Source organism: Xylanibacter ruminicola 23 (genome assembly GCF_000025925.1).
GTDB lineage: Bacteria > Bacteroidota > Bacteroidia > Bacteroidales > Bacteroidaceae > Prevotella > Prevotella ruminicola.
Genome location: NC_014033.1, coordinates 3,318,880 through 3,340,979 on the forward strand (window position 1 = coordinate 3,318,880; position 22,100 = coordinate 3,340,979).

Consider the following 22,100-nt stretch of genomic DNA (forward strand, 5'->3'; position numbering starts at 1 on the left):
CTGCCAACAGGATGGTGGTGAGTAATGTACGTCTGTTCATTTTTGTTCTGTTTTTAATGTTTTAATTAGTTGTTTGCAAAGATACTAATTATAAATAAGCTCCTTGTCGTAATTCCTGTCAAATCAGTATGTTGTACAATAATTGCAGAAATGAGGACATTGTTTCGTTTCTTTCTGTCTACCTTTGCCACACGAAAATAATAAAAACCGTAAAGTGATGAAGAAAACTCTAACATTACTCGTCTGCCTGTTCATTTCAGGACAACTCGTACAGGCTGAAAATCTAACCGGAAAGGTGAACCCTTTTATCGGAACAACAACTCTATGGAGCCCAGCCGATCTGGGATATACACGCACAGAAACTAAACGCGCTTGGGGAGCTGAGTCATTTCCTGGCTCAGCCTTACCCAATGCCATGGTACAGCTCACCCCTGTCACCATGTATCCTTCGGGTTCAGGTTATCAGTACGAAGACCATCAGATATATGGTTTCGCGCACACATGTAAAGGCCACTGGAATCTGCTTCACCTGCCCATCATGCCAGCTACTGGTAGGTTCTATCCCGATAACTTCTGCTCATGGTTCAGTCATGCTAACGAGTCGGCTCATCCTGGCTACTATCAGGTGTATCTCGACCGCTATCATGTAAATGCCGAACTCACCTCAACCCTGCGTTGCGGCTTCCATCGTTATACCTTCCGTGCCGATGATGAGAAACGTCTGATTGTAGATATCACACGAAGCAACAATCGTCCCCGCACGTGGAAAATCGAGAAGTCGGGTGCCAACACCTTCCAGGGATTCCAGGATGGCGAGGGCCGTATCTACTTCTATGCTGTGGCCAATCACGATGTAAGCGAGGTAAGCATCCAGAAGGATTTTCGCCATCAGATAGCTGTGGTCGATTTCCTAAATAATAAAGGATCGCGCGCATTGGAGCTCAAAATAGGTTTCTCGTTTGTAAGTATTGCCAACGCCAAGCAGAACCTCGAGGCCGAGATGCTCGGCAAGAGTTTTGAGCAGGTGCGCCAGGAGGCTGATAACATCTGGAACAAACAGCTGGGACATATCCAGGTAGAGGGTGGTACCCAGAAGCAGCAAACCATGTTCTACTCTACACTCTACCGTGCCTTCCTTTGGCCTGCCTTGCGTAGCGATGTGAATGGCGAGTACACCGACGAACAGGGCCGTGTTTGTAAGGCCGACTTCCGTTACTATACCAATCCTTCGTTTTGGGATACCTATCGTAACAAGCTCATTCTGTTAGGTATGATTAACCCCGATGTGGCTACCGATATCATCAAGTCGATTATCGATAAAGGCGAGAAAGCCGGTGGTTATATGCCAACCTTCTTCCATGGCGACCATGCCTCTACCTTTGTGGCAGGTTTATGGCTGCGTGGTATCAAAGGGTTCGACTTGCAGCGTGCCTATAAGCTCCTGCTCAAGAATGCTACCGTTCCAGGTCGTGGCGGTCGTCCTTGGCTCGAAGAGTACCTGAAGCAGGGCTGGATAGCCGAGAAGGATACCACCAACGTGCCCACTTGGGATGAGTATAAGGCCTCGGTAACCAAGACCCAGGAGTATGCCTACGACGATTATGCCACCGCTCTGATTGCCCGCGAGCTGAAAGATAAGAAAAACTACCAACTACTGATGCAGCACTCGCAGAATTACAAGAACCTGTTTGATGCGTCGACAGGTTTCTGGCGTGGCAGGATCGCCGATGGCTCATGGATTAAGGATTTTGATCCCTGGTACCCCTATTATGCCTATATGTATCGTGAGGCCGATGCCTGGAACTCGCTGTTCTTTGCCCCGCACGATCCTGAGGGTATGGTGGCGCTCTACCCATCAAAAAAGGCTGTTGAGCTGAAACTCGACTCGCTGTTTACCCAGCCTAACCATGGCTACGAGGCCTGGAACCTTACAGGTTTCCTAGGCACCTACTGTCATGGCAACCAGCCTGGTCATAGCATTCCTTATACCTATTATTTTGCCGATAAACAGGAGAAGGCACAGGTGGTGATTGATTCGCTGCTGAACCATTACTATGGTATGGGCGAAGAGGGACTGGCCTATGCAGGCATGGACGATGCCGGCGAGATGTCGTCGTGGTATGTACTCAATGCCATCGGTATCTATACCTATTCGCCTGCCGATCCGCAGTATATCGTTACCGTGCCATTGTTCAACAAGGTTAGATTCACCTTGGGCACCACTGGTAACACGTTTACTATCCGTCGCGAGGGTAGTGGTCGTAAAATCAGTCAGATAACGGTAGGTGGTAAGCCGCTCAAGGGCTGGTTTGTGCCCCACGCCCAACTGGCAAAAGGTGCTGAAATGCTGATTAAAACCGAATAAACAATTAAACTGTTCTGTAACTAAAATTACATTCAATCTAAAGTTTTACTAAATGAAAAAAGTAAATTTCAACTATTCCAGATTCATCTGGCGAGGTTTTATGGGAGTGGCCCTATGCGTAGGCAGTCCTTCCGTGGCTCTTGCCAATGGTGTCTCAGTGGCTGCTACTAACAATGTACAGCAAACCACTGTCAGGGGCACAGTTGTTGATGCATCGGGAGAGCCTATGATCGGTGTAACAGTCTCGGTAAAAGGTTCATCCTCGGGTACCGTTACTGGCCTTGATGGTAGCTTCTCGCTGAACTGCAAACCAACCGATGTCTTGGTCTTCTCGTATGTAGGCTATGTAAACCAGGAGCTGCGTGCCAATGCCAACCTGAGTCGTATTGTGCTGAAGGAAGACAATGCTATCCTCGACGAGGTGGTGGTGATTGGTTATGGCACCACTACTCGTAAAAGCGCCGTGGGTGCTGTAGATCAGGTTCGTTCCGACCTGTTGGAGAATCGTCCTGTAGCCAACGTTACACAGGCTTTGCAGGGTGCAGCACCAAACGTTATCATCCAGCGTAAGAACTACAACCCTAATGCCCAGAACAACAACTTTAATATTCGAGGCATCAGTACGCTGAACGATAACAGTCCGCTGTTTGTGATCGATGGATTGGTTACCGATTATGATAACTTCAATCGTCTGAATCCCAATGATATCGAGAATATCTCTATTCTGAAAGATGCTGGTACCGCCGCTATCTACGGTTCACGTTCGGCCAATGGTGTTGTGCTTGTTACTACCAAGAAGGGTAAGAACAACGAGCGCACCAGTATCCGACTGAATGGTATGGTAGGTTGGGAAGATCCCCATATCCTGTTCACACCTGTTACCGGCTACCAGAATGCTGTGCTGCGTAACATAGCCGAGACCAACGTGGGTAATACCCCCGTTTACAGTCAGGATCAGATTCTCGACTATTACGCCCATCAGAGTGAGGAGAGCTGGGCGCTGAACGAGATCTTCCAGACAGCCATGCAGCAGAACTACAATATCAGCATCAGCGGTGGTAGCGATAAGACCACTTATATGGTTTCTGCCGGCTATTTTGATCAGGGTAGCAACTATGTGAGCACCCAGAAGTTCGGTTTGCAGCGCTACAACTTCCGTACCAACCTGGTTACCGAGTTGGGCCGCCTGAAGCTTACTGCCACACTGGCCTACACCCGCACCGATAGCAAGAATACCAATGGTGGTAGTCTGGAGATTGATGCCAGTCGTGTGCCTAGTGCCTATATCTATAAGATGAAGTCGGCCGATGGTCGTTACCTGCTCAATGATGTGTGGGGTGAGTTCAACCCACTCGGTCAGCTCGAGTCGGGCGGTTTCGATAAGTACCGTACCAATGCCATCACCGCCAGTGTTACCGGTGAGCTCAAGATTATCGATGGCTTGAAGCTCCGTGGCGTGTTTGGTGCCGATGTGGTGGGTAACAACCGTTACTCGCGTAGCATGCCTTCTTATTATTATGCCGGCGAAGATGCTACCGAGCCCCGTCCACGTAAGGAGTCGGATTTCAGAACCAGCAACTGGAATGCCGACAACTACCGTCTGAACACCCAGATCCTGCTGGATTATAATAAGACCTTCGGCGTGCACACTGTTAGTGGCCTGTTTGGTGCCACCAACGAGTCGTACACCTGGTATAACAACGAAATCTGGAAGAACTATGTTGATCCCGACTTGGGTACCTCTACCAGCATCACTACTGGTGAGGTAGGTAACATCGGTGGTGCTACCACCGTGGATAGTTCTGGTCAGACCAGCATTACCTCACTGCTGGGTCGTATCGGCTATAACTACAAGGAGCGTTATTATGCTGAGTTCGACTTCCGTTACGATGGTAGCTCAAAGTTCCATAAGGATTACCGCTGGGGTTTCTTCCCCTCACTGTCGTTAGGCTGGCGCATCAGCGAAGAGCCTTTTATGGAGAAATATCGCGAAAAGGTGGGCGACCTGAAGATCCGTGGTTCATACGGTATTCTGGGTAGTCAGGCTGTAGGCGACTACGACCGCTATACCCGCTATAGCGTTAGCTCTACCACCTATGCTTATAATAATCAGGCCGTAGCCGGTGCCGGGTTTAACCTCGGACTGAAGGACCTGACTTGGGAACGTACCAACACTTTCAATATAGGTTTCGATGCTTCGTTCTTGCACAATGCACTGAACATCACATTTGATTACTACACCAAGCGCACCAAGGACATCCTGATGAAGCCCTTGCAGCCCAGTGTATTCGGAACCACCATGCCAAGCACCAATATTGGTGAAATGTCGAACGACGGATGGGAACTCTCTATCAACTACCGCCTGAAGACCGGCGATATGAAGCACAACTTCTATTTCAATATCGGCGACTCAAAGAACAAGGTTACCAAATTCCCTGGTAACGAGCAGATTAGCGGTGTAGATGAGATCTATAAGATCATTCGCGTTGGTCAGCCCCTCAACTCCTACTATGCATGGCAGGTAGAGGGCTTGTTCCAGAGCTACGATGAGATTAAGAACTCAGCTCTGCCTCTTGGCGCAGAGGTAGCACCTGGCGACCTGAAGTTCAAGGATCAGAATGGCGATGGTGTCATCGACTCTAACGACCGTGTCATCGTAGGTAACGCTTTCCCACGTTACACCTTCGGATTCACCTACCGCTTCGAGTGGAAGGGCTTCGACTTCAGTATGTTCTGGCAGGGTGTAGGCAAACGTTCGCAGATGCTGCGTGGCGAGTTGCTCGAGCCATACCACTCAAACTATTCTTACGTGATGTACAAACATCAGCTTGATTTCTGGACCCCAACTAACACAAACGCTAAATATCCACGTCTGGCAGCACAGGGCTCGGCCTCAGATACCAACAACTGGGGCCGCCCGTCAGACATCTTCGTGCTCGACGCCAAGTATGCACGTTTAAAGAACCTCGCCATTGGTTACTCACTGCCTAAGAAGGTGATAGAGCCTCTGGGCCTGCAGAAACTCCGTGTATATGTTACCGGTCAGGATCTGTTGACACTCACCAAGAACTCGTTCATCGATCCTGAGTCGTCAGAGTTCGGTTCAAACATGAACTCTGGTGGTGGTAACAGTGGTCGTAACTATCCTATGCTTCAGTACTATGGCTTTGGTTTCGATGTAGAATTTTAATGATTAAGTATCTTATGAAAATGAAAATCAAGAAATATATCTATCTGTTTGCTGCTGTGGGCGGACTTACGCTTACTGCCTGCAACGGCATGGAGAATGCCCCTGGCAACCAGTTTACCGATGCAAACTTCTGGGACTCTCCCGACAGAGCGCAGTATGTGGTAAACATGGCCTATGCACAGATGTATAATGCCGGAAAAATGTGGCGCGACGAGTCGCTCAGCGATAACATGATCGATGGTCGTTCTACGACCGACCAGCGCCTGATGCGTATGGGACAGGCCACACCAAGCACTGGTATTTTTGCCAGCGAGTGGGCCGACCTGTATGGCGGCATCAAGACCTGTCATGTGTTCCTCGAGAATATCGATGCCATCACTAACCTCGATGCAGCCAAGAAGGCTCGTATGATTGCCGAGATACGCTTTGTACGCGCCTATATCTACTTCCGTCTCACCAACTTCTATGGCGATATTCCTTTCTTTACTAAGGATATCACTGTGGATGAGTCGAACACCATCGGTCGTACCTCGCACGCCGAGGTGATGGCGTTCATCCATCAGGAGTTGAACGATATCATCGGCGATCTGCCCTCGCGCAACGACCTGCCCGAGAGCGAGAACGGCAAGATTACCAAGGGTGCTGTGGTAGCCCTGCAGGCCCGTGCCTATCTGATGGACAGCGACTGGAGCAATGTGCAGAAATACTGCGAGATGCTTATCAATCAGCCCGAGACTTACGGCTCGTATGCTCTGTTCCCCAGCTATCGTGGACTGTTTGAGGAGGACAATGAGTATAACCAGGAGGTAATCCTGGATCGTGCCTATGTTCGCAACCTGCTTACCTGGGGCGAGATTCTCGACATGGTGCCCCTGAGCAAGGGTGGTCGTGTGGCTGACCGTGTACCTCAGCAGTCGTTGGTTGATAGCTATCTCACCCTGACCGGTTATACCATCGATGAGGCTGGTACCGATTACGATCCTAACCATCCTTACGACAACCGCGACCCACGCCTGGCAGCTACCGTTATCTATAACAACTACGACTGGAGCGCTAATGTGGGCGATGGCTCAAAGGGCGAGGTGATCCATATCGATCCTGCTGGCGATAACACCGTTGATACCTATATCGGAACAGGCAGCAATACCACTGCTACAGGTTACTACACCCGTAAGTGGTTTGCCCCACAGGCTACTGGCGACATGAGTTCGGGTCTCAACATCATCATGTTCCGCTATGCCGATATCCTGCTCATGTGGGCCGAGGCTAAGCTCGAGCAGAACCAGATGACAGCCGATGTATGGAACAGCACCGTACGTGCCATCCGTCAGCGTGCTGGCTTCAAGACAGCTAAGGCTCTTAACTTCCCTGCCGATAAGTCGCAGACCGAACTTCGTCAGATCCTGCGTAACGAGCGCCGCTGCGAGCTGGCCCTCGAAGGCTTGCGCTGGTACGACATCAAGCGCTGGAAGGCTGGTTCAGAGTATCTCACCCAACCCGTTCGTGGTGCCAGCTTTACCCACGACATCCCCTGGAAGTTTACGTTCGATGAGAACCGCGACTACCTCTGGGCTGTTCCTCAGAGTCAGATCGACCTCAATCCTAACTTAGGCCAGAATCCTGGCTACGGCAATTAATCCATATCATCAATAAGTATTATTAGTAAAAACCAAAAAAGAAACAATTAACTATGAATAAGAATATTATTAAGGCATTCGCGCTGTTTGGCGCCGTGTTCAGCATGTCAGCCTGCACCTCCGACATGGAGTTCAAGGATAGTCAGGTATCAGCCATCACCCAGCTCTACGAGCCTGCCGATGGCAAGAGTGTAACCCTTCAGGCATCAGCCACTGCCTCTACTTTCTTCGAGTGGGAGGCTGCCAAGGCCGAGGATAGTGGCTCGCCCCTTTACGAGGTGGTGTTCTACAAGGACGGCGAGAGCACACCTATCTATAAGGTGCTCTCTGATAAGAATGGTATGATGAACAGCGCTACCATCACCCACAAAACCCTGAACAAGGTTGCCGCTGCTGCCGGTTTCAAGAGTGGTGCCAGTGGCACAGTCAGCTGGTCGATCATCGCTTCTCGTGGTTTGAATCAGGCCGAGGCTACAGTTAAACACAAGCTGAACATCACTTCGCTCGAGGGCTTCGACGAGATTCCTTCATCGCTCTTCATCATGGGCGAGGGTGCCGAGAACGGTGCTGCTTTCTCATCACCCGAGCAGGGCGTATATGAGATCTTCACCAAGCTCGAGGGTGGCAAGAGCTACCAGTTCTGCAGCAACAACAAGGGCGATGGCACCATCTATTCGCTCGATGGCCTGAAGCTGCGCGAGGGTGGCTCAACCGTAGCACCAGCTACAGGCATCTATCGCCTGGTTCTCGATTTCAATGTGGCTTCGGCTACCATCCGCGAAATCAAGAGTCTCGGTTTGTTCTTCTGTCCTAACAACAATATCATGTTCGATCTTCCTTATGCTGGCAACGGCGAGTTCTCAGGTGTAGGTGTGGTAGCCTTTAAGCAGGAGGGCTGGGGCCGCGACGAACGTTATAAGTTCCTGATGGAGTATGCCGATGGCACCAAGCAGTTCTGGGGCACCAAGAATGGCACCGACTCACGACCTGGTGGTCTGGCTATGGACGATCCTTACTATTATATTATGGAAACTGGCAACAACCAGTGGGACGACAAGTGGAAGTTCGATGGCGACTTCGATGGTGGCTCTGATGGTCCTCACCCAGGTGTCAAGACCCGCATTACCGTGCTCTTCCATGGTGCTAACTATACCCACCATGTTGAGCTGGCTGATTAAACTGTAAGTTCTAACTTATGCATAACATATTAAAAGTTTTCTTCGTACCGCTTCTCTGCAGCCTTGTGCTGCAGGGTTGCGGTTCTTCTTCATCCGAGGATGAACCAACGCCTGCGCCACAGCCTGAGCAGACGAACTGGAAACAGGTGGCCGAACAGGCTACACAGGCTTTAGTAACTCACTTCTGGAACGGTCGCGAGGGTTATTTCAACTCGTTGCCCGATGTGGCCGATATCCATCAGAATCAGTACTGGCCCCAGGCACATGCCATGGATGTGGTGATTGATGCCTATCTGCGTACAGGTAGTGCCGGCTATCGCGACTTGTTTGATAAGTGGCACGAGGGCATCAAGAAAAAGGCTGGCAACAGCTATTTCAACGATTTCTACGACGACGAGGAGTGGATTTGCCTGACGATGCTCCGCCTGTACGACTGCACCAAGGAACAGAAGTACCTGGATACCGCCCAGTTGCTGTGGGACGACATCCAGAATGCCTGGAACACCAAGTACTGTGGTGGTGGCATGGCTTGGCGCAAAAGTCAGCCCTGGAGCAAGAATGCCTGCAGCAATGGTCCTGCCGGCATCATCGCTGCCCGCATGTACAATATCCTTCACAAGGCATCAGATTTAGATCTGGCTAAGCGTATCTACAACTGGGAGCGCGACAACCTGTATGCCCCTGGCACGGGTGCTGTTTATGACAGCATGAACGGTCAGGATGGCAACAATGTTACCACCTGGGTGTTTACCTATAATCAGGGCACGTTTGTGGGTATGTGCTACGAGTTGTTCAAGATTACTGGCGAGACCCTTTATCTGCGCGATGCTGTGCGTGCTTCGTCTTACACCCTGTCGAGCCTGAGCGACCTCACCGAGAGTGTACTCAAGGACGAGGGTACTGGCGATGGCGGCTTGTTTAAGGGCATTTTTGTGCGCTACTTCACTTTGCTCATTCAGGAGCCCCAGCTCGATGCAAGCGATAAGACCCGTTTTGTGGCTTACTTAAAGCACAATGCCGAGGTGCTGAAAGAAAAAGGTCTGCAAACCCAGTACCTGATTGGCAGCAACTGGGCTCGTAACACATCGGCCATCGACTTGGGTACCCACGTTAGTGGTTGTGTACTGCTCGAAGCTGTTGCTCTCGATACTCTTTAGGCGTCATACCAAAATGCTTTCGGAACTCAGTATAGAACTGTGAGCGCGTGTTGAAGCCCGTTTTATAGATGATTTCCTGAATAGTGGTATTAGTAGTGGTAAGCCATCTTGCGGCCACATTAATACGGTAGGTCTTGATATAATCCTTAGGTGTCGGCATATTGGCATCACTGAACTTCCTATAGAGATTGCGCGGACTGATACTCATCAGTTCCGCCAATGTCTCTGGGGTCAGCTCAGTATCGGTCAGATGCTCGTCAATCACCTTTGTCACCTCGTCGGCAAAGCTCTGGTGCTCCTTGCTAATCAGGTCGCCGCCAGCATACACATAGGCCGATGCTGCCGAATTATAGTATTCGCGCAGCACGTTGCGGTTCTCTAACAGTCGTACCACGGTGGCCTGCAGCAGGTTGATGCTGAAGGGCTTGCTGATATACACGTCGGCACCGCTGTCTAATCCCTCTATACGCTCCTCTTCCGATGTCTTGGCCGATAGGATAATCAGTGGTATGTGCATGGTGTGCTTGTTGCGCTTTACCTGTTGTGTAAAGTCCAGTCCGTCGGTACCAGGCATCATAATATCGGTAATAATCAGGTCGGGAGTTTCCTCTTTTAGGTAAGCCATGCCCTGTTCGGCATTCAAGGCTGCCAGCACACGGTAGTCCGACAAGCAGTCGGCCAGCAGGTCAAGCATCTCCTGGTTGTCGTCAATCGTCAGGATGGTAGGTGTTCTGTCGCCTGCCATCTTGGGCAGTGGGCGTGCAGGTTTGGCTGTGCTTACTGCCTGTGGTACAGCCAGGGGCATGTTGTCGGTCTGCTTAGCCGATGTCACCACCTCGTCGCTCACCCCTTCGGGTAGCGGCTTTTCGGGCAGATACACATTAAACTGTGCATACTGGCCCACTTCGCTGTCAATCTCTATCCGTCCGCCTAACAGTTTGGCCATGTTATGACAGATGGCCATACCAATGCCATTACGCGAGGTCTGTCCGGCATTCGGACTCTCCTCAACGCTGTCGAACACAGTGTAATAGTCAAAAATGCGTTCCCTGTCTTCAGGTGCGATACCACGTCCTGAGTTATAAACCGAGAACAGCAATCCTCCCTCCTGTCGGGTAAGTTTTACTTTGATGGTGCCCTCGCTCTTGGTGTATTTAAAGGCGTTTGATATCAGGTTGCCTACGATGCTTCTCAGTGCCTTATCGTCAGATGTCCACACCAATCCCGGCTCAATGTCCTGTTCGTAGCTGATGCCACTGCGCTCGGCCATCTCGGTAAAGGCGTTGGCGTAGTCGCCCACCACTGCCGATACATCCACGCGTCGCCAACTAATCTCGTGGTGTCCTGTGGTTACACGGCGCAGGTCGATAACCTCCTGAATCAAACTGTTCAGTCGACCCAGGTTCTGCATCACCTTGCCCACGTATTTTCTCACAAACTCATCGGCCTTGGTGTAAGCCATAATGCGCTCGCATGGTCCGTAAATCAGGGTCAGAGGTGTGTTCAGTTCGTGTACCACATTGGTCAGGAACTTCAGTTTCTCCTCGTACAGCTCGTCCTGGTGCTGCTGTTGCAGTCGGGTTAGCTGCATCTGCTGGTGCAGCTTCTGGTCCTCGTACCAGTGACGCACATAGATGGCTATCAGGGCAATGGCCAGTAATATATAAATAAGGTAGGCCCAGATGGTGCGGTAATAAGGTGGCTTGATGTCGATGTGCAGTTGCGATACGGCCGTTTCCTTACCGTTCATCATGTTCTTGGCCTTTACATACAGCGTGTGACTGCCCTCGGCCATCTGGGTAAACGATATCACGTTGCTCGATCCGTTGTCAATCCATTCGCCATCGTCTGTCAGTCGGTACAGGTAATGGTAGAACGGCTCCTCCAGATAGTTAAAGGTGGCTAAGCTCACGGCAAAGGAGTTCTGCGTGTGGTCTAATGTCAACGTCAGGTTATCGCGCTCGCCCTGCATAAAGTCGTTGATGTTCTGCAGCTTACCCAAAATGTTGAGTGTGGTAAAACTAATGCGCAGTTCGTGTACCTGCTGCTGTACGGTGGTGTCGTTCACAATAGCCGTAAAGCCGTTGATACCGCCAAAAAACAGCTCCCTGCCATTGGCAAAGGCGGCACCATCGCAGTATTCGGTTACATCCAGTCCGCTGTTCATGCCATACACCTTCAGCACCGTGCCGTTGGGCGACAGTTCTACCAGTCCGCCGTTGGTGGTAGCCCATACTTCGTCTGCTGTACCTTTTGTAAAGGCATGTATGGTGTTGTTAGGCAGTCCGTTGGCTGTAGTCAGATGGTGACTCTTGCCTTGCTTGTTACGTATAAAAATGCCCATGCCCGTACCTATCCACAGGTTATCGCCCACGGCCTGCAGCGCAAACACATCGTTAATGCTGGGGTCGTTGGTTGTCTGGCTGGGTGCCATATACTTCAGCTGTCCTTTCTCAAAGGTATAAAGTCCTTTTCCACGGTTTCCAAACCACCAGCGGCCCTGTTCGTCGCAGGTCAAACAGAAGAAGTAGTTCGACGAGCCTTTGCCGCCATCCAGCACATAGCGTTTCATGTTGGTTAGTCGTGGCTGTCCGTTTTCTACGCTGATATCGGCCTTTACTATACCCGATCCCAAGGTAGCCATCCACAGTTCGTTGCCTTTCTCGCGGATATCTATCACCTGCTGCAGGTGCATTTCGGCTGGTACGGGTCGTATGCTCTTGGTGGCTTGCGAGTAATAGCAGATGCCATCGCCGCCACTAATCCAGAACCAGGGATGTTTGCTCTCGGCCAGTTTGTAAACCACATTGCTGCTCAGACCGCTGTTTTGCTCTCTGTACACCGTTTCGCCCAGCTGGTGTGGGTTCTGGTAGATGCTGAAGTTGGGTACCTGTATCAGTCCGTCGCCCTTGGTGCCCACCCATAGGTTGCCCTCGCCATCTTTTAGCAGGGCACGGATGGGGAACGATTTGCCGGCACGTAGCGAGGTGCTTGCAAACGAGCGTAATGTCAGTGGCTCGTCGCTATACATCAGCACGCCGGCACCATCCGAGCCTATCCATACGATATCGCCTAAGCGGTCCTTGTGCATACAGAATACGCCTGTTTCTACCCCTAAGTCAATCACCTCGGCAGGTCGGCCTTTGGGACGGTTCACTTTAATCACACCACCTTCGCCAAAGCCAATCATCAGCGACTCCTTGTATTGCAGTACCTCGTTGACGAAACCTCGTCGACTGATTTCATGGGCCAGCGACATCTCGTGTTGCAGGGTGAGTGCCTCCATCTGGTAGCTGTATAGCTGTCCGTCGTTGGTAACCAGGTATTCTGTATCGCCATCGGGCATGGCCGATACCAGGTGCATGCGTTGCACCATTTTGGGCTTGCCAATGGAGTATTGGTTGTTGTTGGCGCTTAGCTGATAGCTCACAATGCCATCGCGGTTAAACAGGTAAAGAGCCTTACTCGATACGGCAAAGTCGCACACGTTGGCCAGTGTTACGCCTTTCAGGGGTAGGGCATGTATGCTGCCGTCGCGCTTGTCGATATAGTTCAGTTTGCCGTCGGTAAGCAGGAATCCGTCGCCTTGCGGATTCTTTCGTATGCGTCTTAGTCCTTGGAACTGTGGGTAGTAGCGCACCTCCTGTCCTTTGGGTGTTACAATGTTCAGACCATAGTTAGTCAGCACCCAGGTGTTGTTATCGCCTACGTTCAGCACATGCTCTATCAGGTTGCCGTAGAGTCGCTGTCCGGCATGCAGGGTGGCAGGGCGCACCTTACTGCCGTCGTAGCAGTTCAGTCCGTCGATGGTGCCAAACAGCATAGTGCCGTCGGGTTGCTGCTCAATACTGAGTATCGAACTGGCCGACAGTCCGTCGCCACTGGATATATGTCGGATGTTATAAGCCTGTACTTGCAGCACGAAAGCCGCGAAAGCAAGTAGTAATTTAATCTTCATGTTTTTAATTTTTCCTTTTCGTGCGCAAAAATACAAAAATATTTTGTAACACCCGTTCTTTATGCCTTTTTTGTGACAAAAAAGTTATAATCATGCAATTACGTTAAATATTATTATAAGATGATTATTATAGTATGATAATTGAAAGATAATAATTATATTTGCAACAAAAAAGCATGGTATGGTAAACAATCCTTTTATTCTGTATGGATATGAGTCGGAGGAGTATTTCTGTGATCGTCAAGACGAGACGAAGCATCTGCTCCGATTAATAGAGAATGGAAATAATGTTGCATTAATAGCTCCACGTCGAATAGGTAAGACGGGGCTGATAGAGAATTTATACCATCTAAAGGAGGTTCAGGAGAATTATTATACGTTTCTGATTGATATCTATGCAACTAAGAATATGGAGGATATGGTTATGGCGATGGGTAGCGCAATGCTTGCATCATTACGGCCTAAAGGTGCTCAGATTATGCAGAAGTTTACAGGCTTCTTGTCTTCTTTACGTAGCGGTATCTCTTTTGATCCTGCTGGAAATCCGTCGTGGAATGTGGAGATTGGAGATATCAGGATGCCAAGAACAACTTTAGAGGAGATCTTTCACTATATTGAATCGGCTGATAAACCATGTATTGTTGCTATTGATGAATTTCAGTCGGTTGCAAATTATCCTGATGGTCATGCAGAGGCACTTCTACGAACACATATTCAACATTGTCGCAATGCAAATTTTATCTTTGCCGGGTCGCAACGTACCATGATGGCCGAGATATTTAATAGTCCGGCACGTCCGTTTTACCAAAGTGCTTCGATGATGAATCTTGGCTGTATTTCAATGGATAAGTATTGCCAGTTTGCTCAGGAGCATTTTTCGAAGGCAGGCAAATCGCTTCCTGCCGATGTGTTCCAGATGGTTTACGAGCGCTTTGAAGGTATAACCTGGTATGTACAGCGTGTGATGAACGAACTTTTTTCTTTAACGTCTACAGGATCTGCCTGTACGGTGGAGATGATAGATGTGGCTATAGATAATATTCTGCGAGCTAACGAATTCAATTATCAATCATTGCTGTTTCAACTGCCACCAAAACAAAAGATGCTGTTAGTGGCTATCTGTAAAGCAGGTAAGGCCACTGCCTTAACGTCGGCCGATTTTGTTCGTCGCTGGCATCTTCCGTCAACAAGTAGTGTTCAGTCTGCTATAAAGGGGCTGCTCGAAAAGAGTTTTGTGACAACTTCGCTTGGTGTTTACGAGGTTTACGATAAATTCTTTGCCATGTGGCTCCTCCGTCAATCATAATTTTCAAAATTTATCTACCACTCTACCACCAATCTGCTGGGATGCCTGTTATAAACTTTGTAGGTAGTCATCCCATTGGGTGGGGGAGCCTTTCTGGCCGAACGATTTCTCGTATAGGCGTTCTCGGGTTGAACTGATTGCTTGCTTGCTTTTATTGAGTAAGTTTGCAACCTTTACGGGAGCAATGTCGATTTTCCTTAACAGGCAAATTTGGCGTTCAGTAGCGCTGATATCACATAGATTCTCCAACCTCTCTGTAAAACGTGGATAAACTGTATTGATGACCTGTTCTAATTCCTGCCAGTCTTTATCGGTAATGTTAGGAGCAAAGGTCATACTGTTATCTGCAAAGTTGTAGAACTTTTTACGAATATCACATTCTTGTATTTGTTTTTTTCTTTCTTCTGATAGGGCTTTCTCTTCCTGTGTTTGTTGCCATTTCTTTGCCTGTTCTAATATTTCAGATCTCAGACTTTTTGTTTCTTTGTGTTTGGTGTAATACAAATATACAGCAATAAAAATAAACGCAAGCGTCAGGATGACGAAACAAGCTACTGTAAGATAAAAGTATATGCGTTGATTGCTTTCACGTAGCTCTGCATTCTCTTGTTCCTGTCGCTGATAATTGTATAGTGCATTTATCTTGGCAACGGTTGCTGTGTTTGTTGTTTCGTTGATAGAGTCGTTAAGATTCTTATATACTGTTAGATAATGCAATGCTTCTTTTGCTTGTCCTCGTTTGAGGGCAATTTCGGCCAAGCGCTCATTAGCTGAGCAGCGAGCATATATTGTACCTATTTTTAATAGTTGCTTAGAGTAATATTCGGCAGAGTCCACCATACCGATGGTCATATAAATATTTGCTGCAGTTGTTAGTACGCCACTGCTGTCAGGGCCATATACGCAGGTTAAAGCTTCGTTTATCTCTGCTTTTGCTTTTGGGTAATTCTGCAATTTGCAATATAAACCTGCAAGGTTGCTTTTGTTACCATAATACAAATAGTCTATATTTTTTGCTTTTGTCAACTGGATTGATTCCTGTAATATCCTTAGGGCCTCATCATATCGTTCATGGTCACTTAGTTCCTTTCCCCAATCTCTCAGGCCATATATCATACCGAGCGTATCTTTTTGGCTTTTACAGAACTGGTAGGAGCGTTTGAATGCTGCGATGGCCTCTTCTGGTAAGTCTTGGTACGAAAATACATAACCTATCTGGCTATAGATTACTCCTTCCAAATCTGGGGTGTCGCTATGTGGTAGGGCTGATACTGCCTTATTGTAATAATGTAGTGACTTTGTGAAATCTCGTCGCTCGTAGAAAACACGACCTGCGTAATAACATGCCTCAGCTAATTTCAGTTTACTGCCATGATGTTCATAATAGTCAACTAGCGAAAGTGCTAAAGAGTCAGATTCTGCAATAGGTTCATCGGCTTTATCTGCCGTTTTAATGCTTTGTAGCTTTTGATACATATCTTTTTCAAGAGAAGAATCCTCCCCCTGACACGAAAATGTAATGACCAATATGGTAACGAATATGATGCGTTTTAGCAAATCTAATCTCATAACAATCTTTTTTCGCTTGCAAAGGTAATACTTTTATTTCAAAAATTCCCCATTTCATCGAAATTTTACGGTTTTGCGTACAGTACGCAGAAAATGCGTACTCATTTGCGTACTAAAAAGTTTGGTTATATGTCATGAGCGTATTAATTTTGCAGCATTAAATTTAAAATTTACTGTATGAAGAAATTAATTCCAATTCTATTATTGGCTTTCATAAGTCAAATTTGTTATGCAGAGGACACGCCTAATGGCAATAATGCAGATGGATATGATAAGGGAGAAAAAGGTCATCCACATAAGGCTCCCATAAAGCCATCTGCCCCACTTATCTCTTATAATCAAGGAGTGTTGTCTGTCTCAACCCATAATACATTGTATAATGCAGAGATAATAATTCGTGATATTAATGGTAATATCATATATGATGTTGTTGATACCATCTCAAATGGTTATGTCATACTCTTGCCAGAATTCGTATCTGCTGAGATGTATCGTTTTGAATTGGTTTATTCAGAGAATCAGATTGTTTTATATTTCTGAAATAGAATATGGATCCATAGAGGAAACTCCACAAATTCTATAAATATTAACAATTTTAAAACAAAAGTAAAATGAAGAAGTTTTTATTGATGCTTGCCATCATGGGAAGCGTAGTTACAACTGCTTCGGCTGAAAAGAAAGAGCAGCCCAAAGAAGAATATGTTTATACTTTTCGTGGGCATTGCGAAACTTTGTCGATAACAAAGAGTTTTGATCATGTACTTACAGATGCCGAAAAAGCATACTGGAATGGTTATGTGGATGGATTGTGTAATCCTCTACTACATTATTGTTAAACAATATCTGTGATGGTTATGAAAGCATTTCTATTATTTCTATTACTAATTCTAGGACTTAATTTTGCTTACGCAGAAAAAAAAGAAGATCCTAAGTCACATTGTTATTTATTTGTTAGCAAGTGTGATAGATGCTATACAAAGGTTTTTGATCATGAACTATCTGATGCGGAATATGCATATTATCAAGGGTTTTATGATGCGCAATGTGATAAAAACTGGCATTACTGTTAATTATTTGATTAATCGATTATGTAATAATTTTGTAATTCTATGTTTATATGAAAAAAAAAGTCATTGTATTATTGCTAGGACTCGCAATAATGAATCTATGCTATTCAAAGAATTTTATGGATAAGATGATGTTTCGTTTCGTCTATGACGTACAGGCAAAGGCTTTCGAAAAGAGTACCCGGTTGAATTCTGATGAACATTGGTTGGATATTGGTGAAAATGGTGTTAGCAAGTACTATAGTAGATGGAAGAATGATTATTGGCATATAAATGATAGTTTAAAAGCAATTGGCGGTGATTTTAACAGCATACAGCGCGTTGTTCGTGAAAAAGGGATAGAGTCATCACAATTCAACTACTATATCTACAAAAACTATCCTAGTCAGCGACATCAAACGGTGGATTACTATTCAATAGAATTATTCCAGTATCAAGAGCCCATGGGGCAGGACTGGGAACTGGCAGAAGGAGATACTACAATTTTGAACCATCCCTGCCATAAGGCTGTTTGCAATTATCACGGTAGAACATGGACAGCCTATTATGCCACAGATATCCCCATCTCTGATGGTCCATGGAAGCTCTGTGGGTTGCCAGGTCTCATATTGAGAGCTTACGATCACGATGGTGCTTTCATTATTAATTGTATCGGCATCCACCAGGAAGTTGGAGGTGAGATAACCATGCGTGATGCTAAGAAAAGGAAAATGAAGCCAGAACAAGCGCATAAATTGATAGAACTGATTGATAGCGATCCTGATGCATATATGGAATCGCAAGGTCACAAAAGCACGACTTATGATGAGAAGGGCAGACCAATGAAGATGCCTCAGATGCCCAAGCGTGCCTATTACGAAAGTTATTCCTCTGGAGATAAGAAATGAGATATACGCTGTTGACATTGATGGTGTGGCTGACAGCTATGGTGGTCGGATTACGGACACCTTATTTATTTCATCTTGTTTCATGAAACACATTGAACCAAGAAAAATTTGGTTGTTTGTGTAGTTTTGCCTATCTTTGCCCCAGGAATTTTAAAACAAAAAGTAAAATGTGATGAATTATTGAAAACTGGATTATTATGAAGCTGTTATTAATTGGATTAATTCTATTTTGCATCGGAAACAATGCTTTTGGTCAGAAAACAATTTCTGACCAAAAGGTATTGGATACGGTTTCTTATCGCTTTGTGTACGATGTCCAGGCAAAGGTTTTTGAGAATAGCAATCTAAGGAAATCTGATGAACATTGGTTGGATATTGGGAAAAAAGGTATTAGTTATTATTATAGTGCTTGGCAAATGAGAAATATCCAAATCCATGATAGCATACGCAATATTGGTGGCTCAATGAATGATGTCTTTCGAGTGAAGTACGAGCAAGGTGTTGAACCGTCAAATTTCCTTTATTTCATATTCAAGAATTATCCACTGACAGGGCAGCAGACTGTAGATTATGCGTCGATGGATTTATTCCAATATCAGGAACCGATGGATTTGAATTGGAATTTTGTAGAAGGGGATACTATTATTTTGAATCATCCTTGTCAAAAGGCAATCTGCAATTATCATGGTAAAACATGGATTGCATTTTATGCCACAGATATCCCTATTTCTGATGGTCCTTGGAAATTATCAGGGTTGCCCGGGCTTATTCTCAGGGCTTACGACCTTTCCGACTCGTTCTTGTTTAACTGTGTAGGCATCTATCAGAATGTAGGAGGAATTATTGCAATGATGCGTTCTAATAGAAAGATAACTACTCCTCAAAAAGTACATGAGACGACAAGAGAAATAGAAAAGGATCCCAATGCATATATGAAAGCAAAAGGCCAAAATGTCACAACGCTCGATGAAAAGGGGCGCCCTATCAATTTGGGTAAGATTCTGTCGAATATGGCTCATTACGAAAGTTATTCCTCTGGAGATAAGAAATGAGATATACGCTGTTGACATTGATGGTATGGCTGACAGCTATGGTGGTCGAGGCCCAAACATCTTTTTCGGGACGTGTTGTTGCTGAAGGTTCGAAAAAGGGGTTGGGCTGGGCCAGTGTAGTGGCCGAGGATGGTAACCATAAGCCCGTGGCATTTGCTAGAACTAAGGAGGATGGCACCTTTGAACTGAAGGTGCAGGCAGGCAAGGAACCGGCATGGCTATCGTTCTCGTTGCTCAGCTATGCAAAAAAAACGATTGCTGTAGCTGATTATCGCAATGGTCAGACCGTAAAAATGCGCGAAGAGGCACTAATGCTGAAGGAGGTAAAAGCCACCTCGAAGCGATTGGTTCGACGTAGCGATACGTTGGTATATAGCGTGGCAGGATTCCGCCATAAGCAAGACAGATCCATAGCCGACGTCATTGCTAAAATGCCTGGGCTTGAAGTAAAGCAGGATGGCTCTATCCAGTATCAGGGCAAGCCCATCAACGAGTTTTATATTGGAGGCATGAACCTGATGGGCAACAACTACTCGCTGGCCAGCGAGAATATCAATGCCAACAAGGTGAAGAATGTAGAGGTTCTTACCAACCATCAGAAGGTGAAGGCCCTGCGTGGTGTGCAATTCTCCGACCAGGCTGCACTGAATCTTGTATTAGAAGAAGATGCCAAGAATACCTGGTTGGGATTGGTGGAGACAGGAGTGGGAACCACATTGCAACAGAACGAGACCGACCGTCTGCTGCGCGACGGGCGCCTGATGGCCATGATGTTTGGAGGTAAGATGCAGAGCCTGTCGATGTATAAATGGAATAATACAGGTAAAAACATCAAACGAGAGATACGCGACCTGCAAAACACCATCGCCGACATCAGTAGTGCCAAAAGCATGATTAATAGTGTTGGACTGAGTGCCCCTGGCCTGATGCAGGAACGCTATACGATGAACGACTCCCGACTGCTGGCTACCAACTGGCTGCGTAAGGCTGGTAAGGATGCCACCATCAGGTTCCAGCTCAATGGCTTTATCGACAATACCGAGGGTAATCGCTACTCAGAAACCACCTACTCGGATGTGATGGGTGGTGCCATCATCACAGAGGAAGCCAATGGCGAGAATCGGCAGAGCCAATGGAAAGGTGAATTGAAATATGAGCGCAATGGAGAAAAACTGTTTGTTACAAATGTATTGAGCGGCTATATGGATTTCGACAAGAGCTGGGCTACGACATACACAAACGGTCAGGTTCTGCGACAAGAGGCTGCACCCAAAGAACGCTGGGTGGGCGACCATCTGGAAATCGTGAAGGCCTTGGGTAATGACCGTGTGCTGCGACTGAATGCCAGTGGCTTTATCGCCTATCTGCCTGGTATGCTGCTACTGGCCGACAGTACTAGCCAGAATGTCGATCAGCATGCCACCCAATTGCGTGTAGGGGCCTCATTCCGCCATAAACTATTTGGTAAACTGTATGTTTCATATAAAACAGGTGTTGACTACGATGACGAGCGTTTCGCACTTAGTTGCCATCAACAGCCTACACAGCGCAACAGCTATCAACAGTTCAGCTGGTATCTGCAGCCATCATTCAATATCAAACGTAATGATCTGGAGCTTACGGCATCGCTGCCATTCAGATTAATCAATCGCCACTTTGGTAATGAAAACAACACGCAGGGCATACTAACGCCAACAATAAACATTCATTATCAGCTGCTTAGCGAACTGGCTGTTATTGCCAGCTATAACTACAACTGGCAGCCCGCCTCGTTAGAGGATATGACGGCAGTTCCTGTTTACAGCAGCTATCGAAGCTATAGTACAGGTATCGGCAGTCTCTATGCCCAAAACAGTCAGAATGGCAATCTGAAGTTTGAATACAGTAACCCTGTGATAGGTTTGTTTGGCCATATCCAGGCCACCTTGTTATATCAGGACAATCAGCCTCTTTACAACAGCCAGTTGGACGGCATTTTCTACCATAGTAGCCCGTCGGGACAGTTCTACGACAATACCACATGGATGCTTTCCGGCCGTCTCAGCAAATCACTCGGCACTATGAAATTTATTACAGCCATCGACGGTAATCTGTCGAGCCGACGCTCCACCACCATGATGAGCGGGCTACTACTACCTTACCGTCTCGACAGCTATCGTTGCGGCATCAGTTTCTCTTTGCGCCCGGCACAGACGCTGTCTTTCGAGGAAGAGAGTCATTATCAGTACAGCTGTCAGAAATTCAACAGCATTCAGTTGTCGGATAGCCGTGCCTTGCGTTCGTTTACCCATACTTTGAAGAGCTACTACATGCCAGGTAACTGGCAGATAGAATGGACCAACGAGATGTATCATAGTAACGACCATTCCGTATCGTTCACCTATTTCTCCGACCTGCAGGTGTCATACCGCACCAAAAAGCATGAGTTTGGTGTAAAGGTAGGTAATATCTTCGGCAACAAGGATTACGAACGCAGATACATCTACACCAATTACACCAGTTACACGATGAACCGCTTGCGCCCAAGAGAAATCCTATTGAAGGCTAGTTTTGATCTGTAAGTATTAGTTGTCATCTATATTCTAATTTATCTGATAGAGACTATTTGAGTGGTGCCTCATATACCCCATTATCACCAGTTGTAGTGATAAAAAGATGTTAAATACTAAAAATTTAGTTGATAAAATTTGGAACTACTAAATATTTAGTATATATTTGCCGGCGGAATGATAAA

The 22,100-nt window shown here is 46.9% G+C and carries 14 protein-coding genes; 12 read left to right on the forward strand and 2 right to left on the reverse strand.

The window, feature by feature from the left end; genetic code table 11:
* Positions 1–217: 217 nt before the first annotated feature.
* The 5 genes from PRU_RS13905 to PRU_RS13925 are packed head-to-tail and all read left to right on the forward strand — an operon-like array spanning position 218 to position 9,527.
* Entirely contained in the window at positions 218–2,365 is a 2,148-nt protein-coding gene (locus PRU_RS13905; protein WP_041386342.1) for a GH92 family glycosyl hydrolase, read from the forward strand.
* A gap of 52 nt (positions 2,366–2,417) precedes the next feature.
* Entirely contained in the window at positions 2,418–5,555 is a 3,138-nt protein-coding gene (locus PRU_RS13910) for a SusC/RagA family TonB-linked outer membrane protein (RefSeq protein WP_049769184.1), read from the forward strand.
* A gap of 20 nt (positions 5,556–5,575) precedes the next feature.
* Positions 5,576–7,192: a RagB/SusD family nutrient uptake outer membrane protein gene (locus PRU_RS13915; RefSeq protein ID WP_041386912.1), complete on the forward strand. Its 1,617-nt coding sequence runs from the start codon at positions 5,576–5,578 to the stop codon at positions 7,190–7,192.
* Between the two features lie 53 nt (positions 7,193–7,245).
* Positions 7,246–8,370 carry a SusE domain-containing protein gene (locus PRU_RS13920; RefSeq protein WP_013063198.1) on the forward strand — a complete coding sequence of 375 codons (1,125 nt, stop codon included), beginning with the start codon at positions 7,246–7,248 and terminating at the stop codon, positions 8,368–8,370.
* A 17-nt stretch (positions 8,371–8,387) separates the two neighbouring features.
* On the forward strand, positions 8,388–9,527 hold the full coding sequence (locus PRU_RS13925) for a glycoside hydrolase family 76 protein (protein ID WP_041386346.1): 1,140 nt from the start codon (positions 8,388–8,390) through the stop codon (positions 9,525–9,527).
* Here the strand turns inward: PRU_RS13925 and PRU_RS13930 are convergent.
* On the reverse strand, positions 9,481–13,485 hold the full coding sequence (locus tag PRU_RS13930; protein WP_013065517.1) for a hybrid sensor histidine kinase/response regulator transcription factor: 4,005 nt from the start codon (positions 13,483–13,485) through the stop codon (positions 9,481–9,483). The two genes, PRU_RS13925 and PRU_RS13930, sit on opposite strands and share 47 nt — an antisense overlap.
* Before the next feature lie 181 nt (positions 13,486–13,666).
* Here PRU_RS13930 and PRU_RS13935 point away from each other — a divergent pair, with 181 nt between their 5' ends.
* The gene (locus PRU_RS13935) at positions 13,667–14,791 is read left to right on the forward strand and encodes an AAA family ATPase (protein ID WP_013064478.1); all 1,125 of its coding nucleotides are present in this window, start codon (positions 13,667–13,669) and stop codon (positions 14,789–14,791) included.
* Between the two features lie 48 nt (positions 14,792–14,839).
* Here PRU_RS13935 and PRU_RS13940 read toward each other — a convergent pair whose 3' ends face one another.
* On the reverse strand, positions 14,840–16,360 hold the full coding sequence (locus tag PRU_RS13940) for a tetratricopeptide repeat protein (protein ID WP_041386348.1): 1,521 nt from the start codon (positions 16,358–16,360) through the stop codon (positions 14,840–14,842).
* A gap of 177 nt (positions 16,361–16,537) precedes the next feature.
* On the opposite strand from PRU_RS13940, the gene PRU_RS13945 reads away from it, so the two are divergent.
* From PRU_RS13945 to PRU_RS13965, 6 genes are all read left to right on the forward strand, one after another.
* The gene (locus PRU_RS13945; RefSeq protein ID WP_041386350.1) at positions 16,538–16,900 is read left to right on the forward strand and encodes a hypothetical protein; all 363 of its coding nucleotides are present in this window, start codon (positions 16,538–16,540) and stop codon (positions 16,898–16,900) included.
* A gap of 71 nt (positions 16,901–16,971) precedes the next feature.
* The gene (locus tag PRU_RS13950; RefSeq protein ID WP_041386352.1) at positions 16,972–17,196 is read left to right on the forward strand and encodes a hypothetical protein; all 225 of its coding nucleotides are present in this window, start codon (positions 16,972–16,974) and stop codon (positions 17,194–17,196) included.
* Between the two features lie 18 nt (positions 17,197–17,214).
* Positions 17,215–17,430: a hypothetical protein gene (locus tag PRU_RS15915; protein WP_148214895.1), complete on the forward strand. Its 216-nt coding sequence runs from the start codon at positions 17,215–17,217 to the stop codon at positions 17,428–17,430.
* Between the two features lie 47 nt (positions 17,431–17,477).
* On the forward strand, positions 17,478–18,314 hold the full coding sequence (locus PRU_RS13955; protein ID WP_013065117.1) for a GLPGLI family protein: 837 nt from the start codon (positions 17,478–17,480) through the stop codon (positions 18,312–18,314).
* A 197-nt stretch (positions 18,315–18,511) separates the two neighbouring features.
* On the forward strand, positions 18,512–19,366 hold the full coding sequence (locus PRU_RS15480; RefSeq protein ID WP_013065307.1) for a GLPGLI family protein: 855 nt from the start codon (positions 18,512–18,514) through the stop codon (positions 19,364–19,366).
* On the forward strand, positions 19,363–21,927 hold the full coding sequence (locus tag PRU_RS13965; RefSeq protein ID WP_013064624.1) for a peptidase associated/transthyretin-like domain-containing protein: 2,565 nt from the start codon (positions 19,363–19,365) through the stop codon (positions 21,925–21,927). Before PRU_RS15480 ends, PRU_RS13965 begins: the two co-directional genes overlap by 4 nt.
* Positions 21,928–22,100: the final 173 nt, after the last annotated feature.

Excerpts from the sequence above, each read along its gene's own strand:
- PRU_RS13905 (WP_041386342.1), top strand. The coding sequence starts at position 218 with ATGAAGAAAACTCTAACATTACTCGTCTGCCTGTTCATTTCAGGACAA.
- PRU_RS13910 (WP_049769184.1), top strand. The coding sequence starts at position 2,418 with ATGAAAAAAGTAAATTTCAACTATTCCAGATTCATCTGGCGAGGTTTT.
- PRU_RS13915 (WP_041386912.1), top strand. The coding sequence starts at position 5,576 with ATGAAAATCAAGAAATATATCTATCTGTTTGCTGCTGTGGGCGGACTT.
- PRU_RS13920 (WP_013063198.1), top strand. The coding sequence starts at position 7,246 with ATGAATAAGAATATTATTAAGGCATTCGCGCTGTTTGGCGCCGTGTTC.
- PRU_RS13925 (WP_041386346.1), top strand. The coding sequence starts at position 8,388 with ATGCATAACATATTAAAAGTTTTCTTCGTACCGCTTCTCTGCAGCCTT.
- PRU_RS13930 (WP_013065517.1), bottom strand. The coding sequence starts at position 13,485 with ATGAAGATTAAATTACTACTTGCTTTCGCGGCTTTCGTGCTGCAAGTA.
- PRU_RS13935 (WP_013064478.1), top strand. The coding sequence starts at position 13,667 with ATGGTAAACAATCCTTTTATTCTGTATGGATATGAGTCGGAGGAGTAT.
- PRU_RS13940 (WP_041386348.1), bottom strand. The coding sequence starts at position 16,360 with ATGAGATTAGATTTGCTAAAACGCATCATATTCGTTACCATATTGGTC.
- PRU_RS13945 (WP_041386350.1), top strand. The coding sequence starts at position 16,538 with ATGAAGAAATTAATTCCAATTCTATTATTGGCTTTCATAAGTCAAATT.
- PRU_RS13950 (WP_041386352.1), top strand. The coding sequence starts at position 16,972 with ATGAAGAAGTTTTTATTGATGCTTGCCATCATGGGAAGCGTAGTTACA.
- PRU_RS15915 (WP_148214895.1), top strand. The coding sequence starts at position 17,215 with ATGAAAGCATTTCTATTATTTCTATTACTAATTCTAGGACTTAATTTT.
- PRU_RS13955 (WP_013065117.1), top strand. The coding sequence starts at position 17,478 with ATGAAAAAAAAAGTCATTGTATTATTGCTAGGACTCGCAATAATGAAT.
- PRU_RS15480 (WP_013065307.1), top strand. The coding sequence starts at position 18,512 with ATGAAGCTGTTATTAATTGGATTAATTCTATTTTGCATCGGAAACAAT.
- PRU_RS13965 (WP_013064624.1), top strand. The coding sequence starts at position 19,363 with ATGAGATATACGCTGTTGACATTGATGGTATGGCTGACAGCTATGGTG.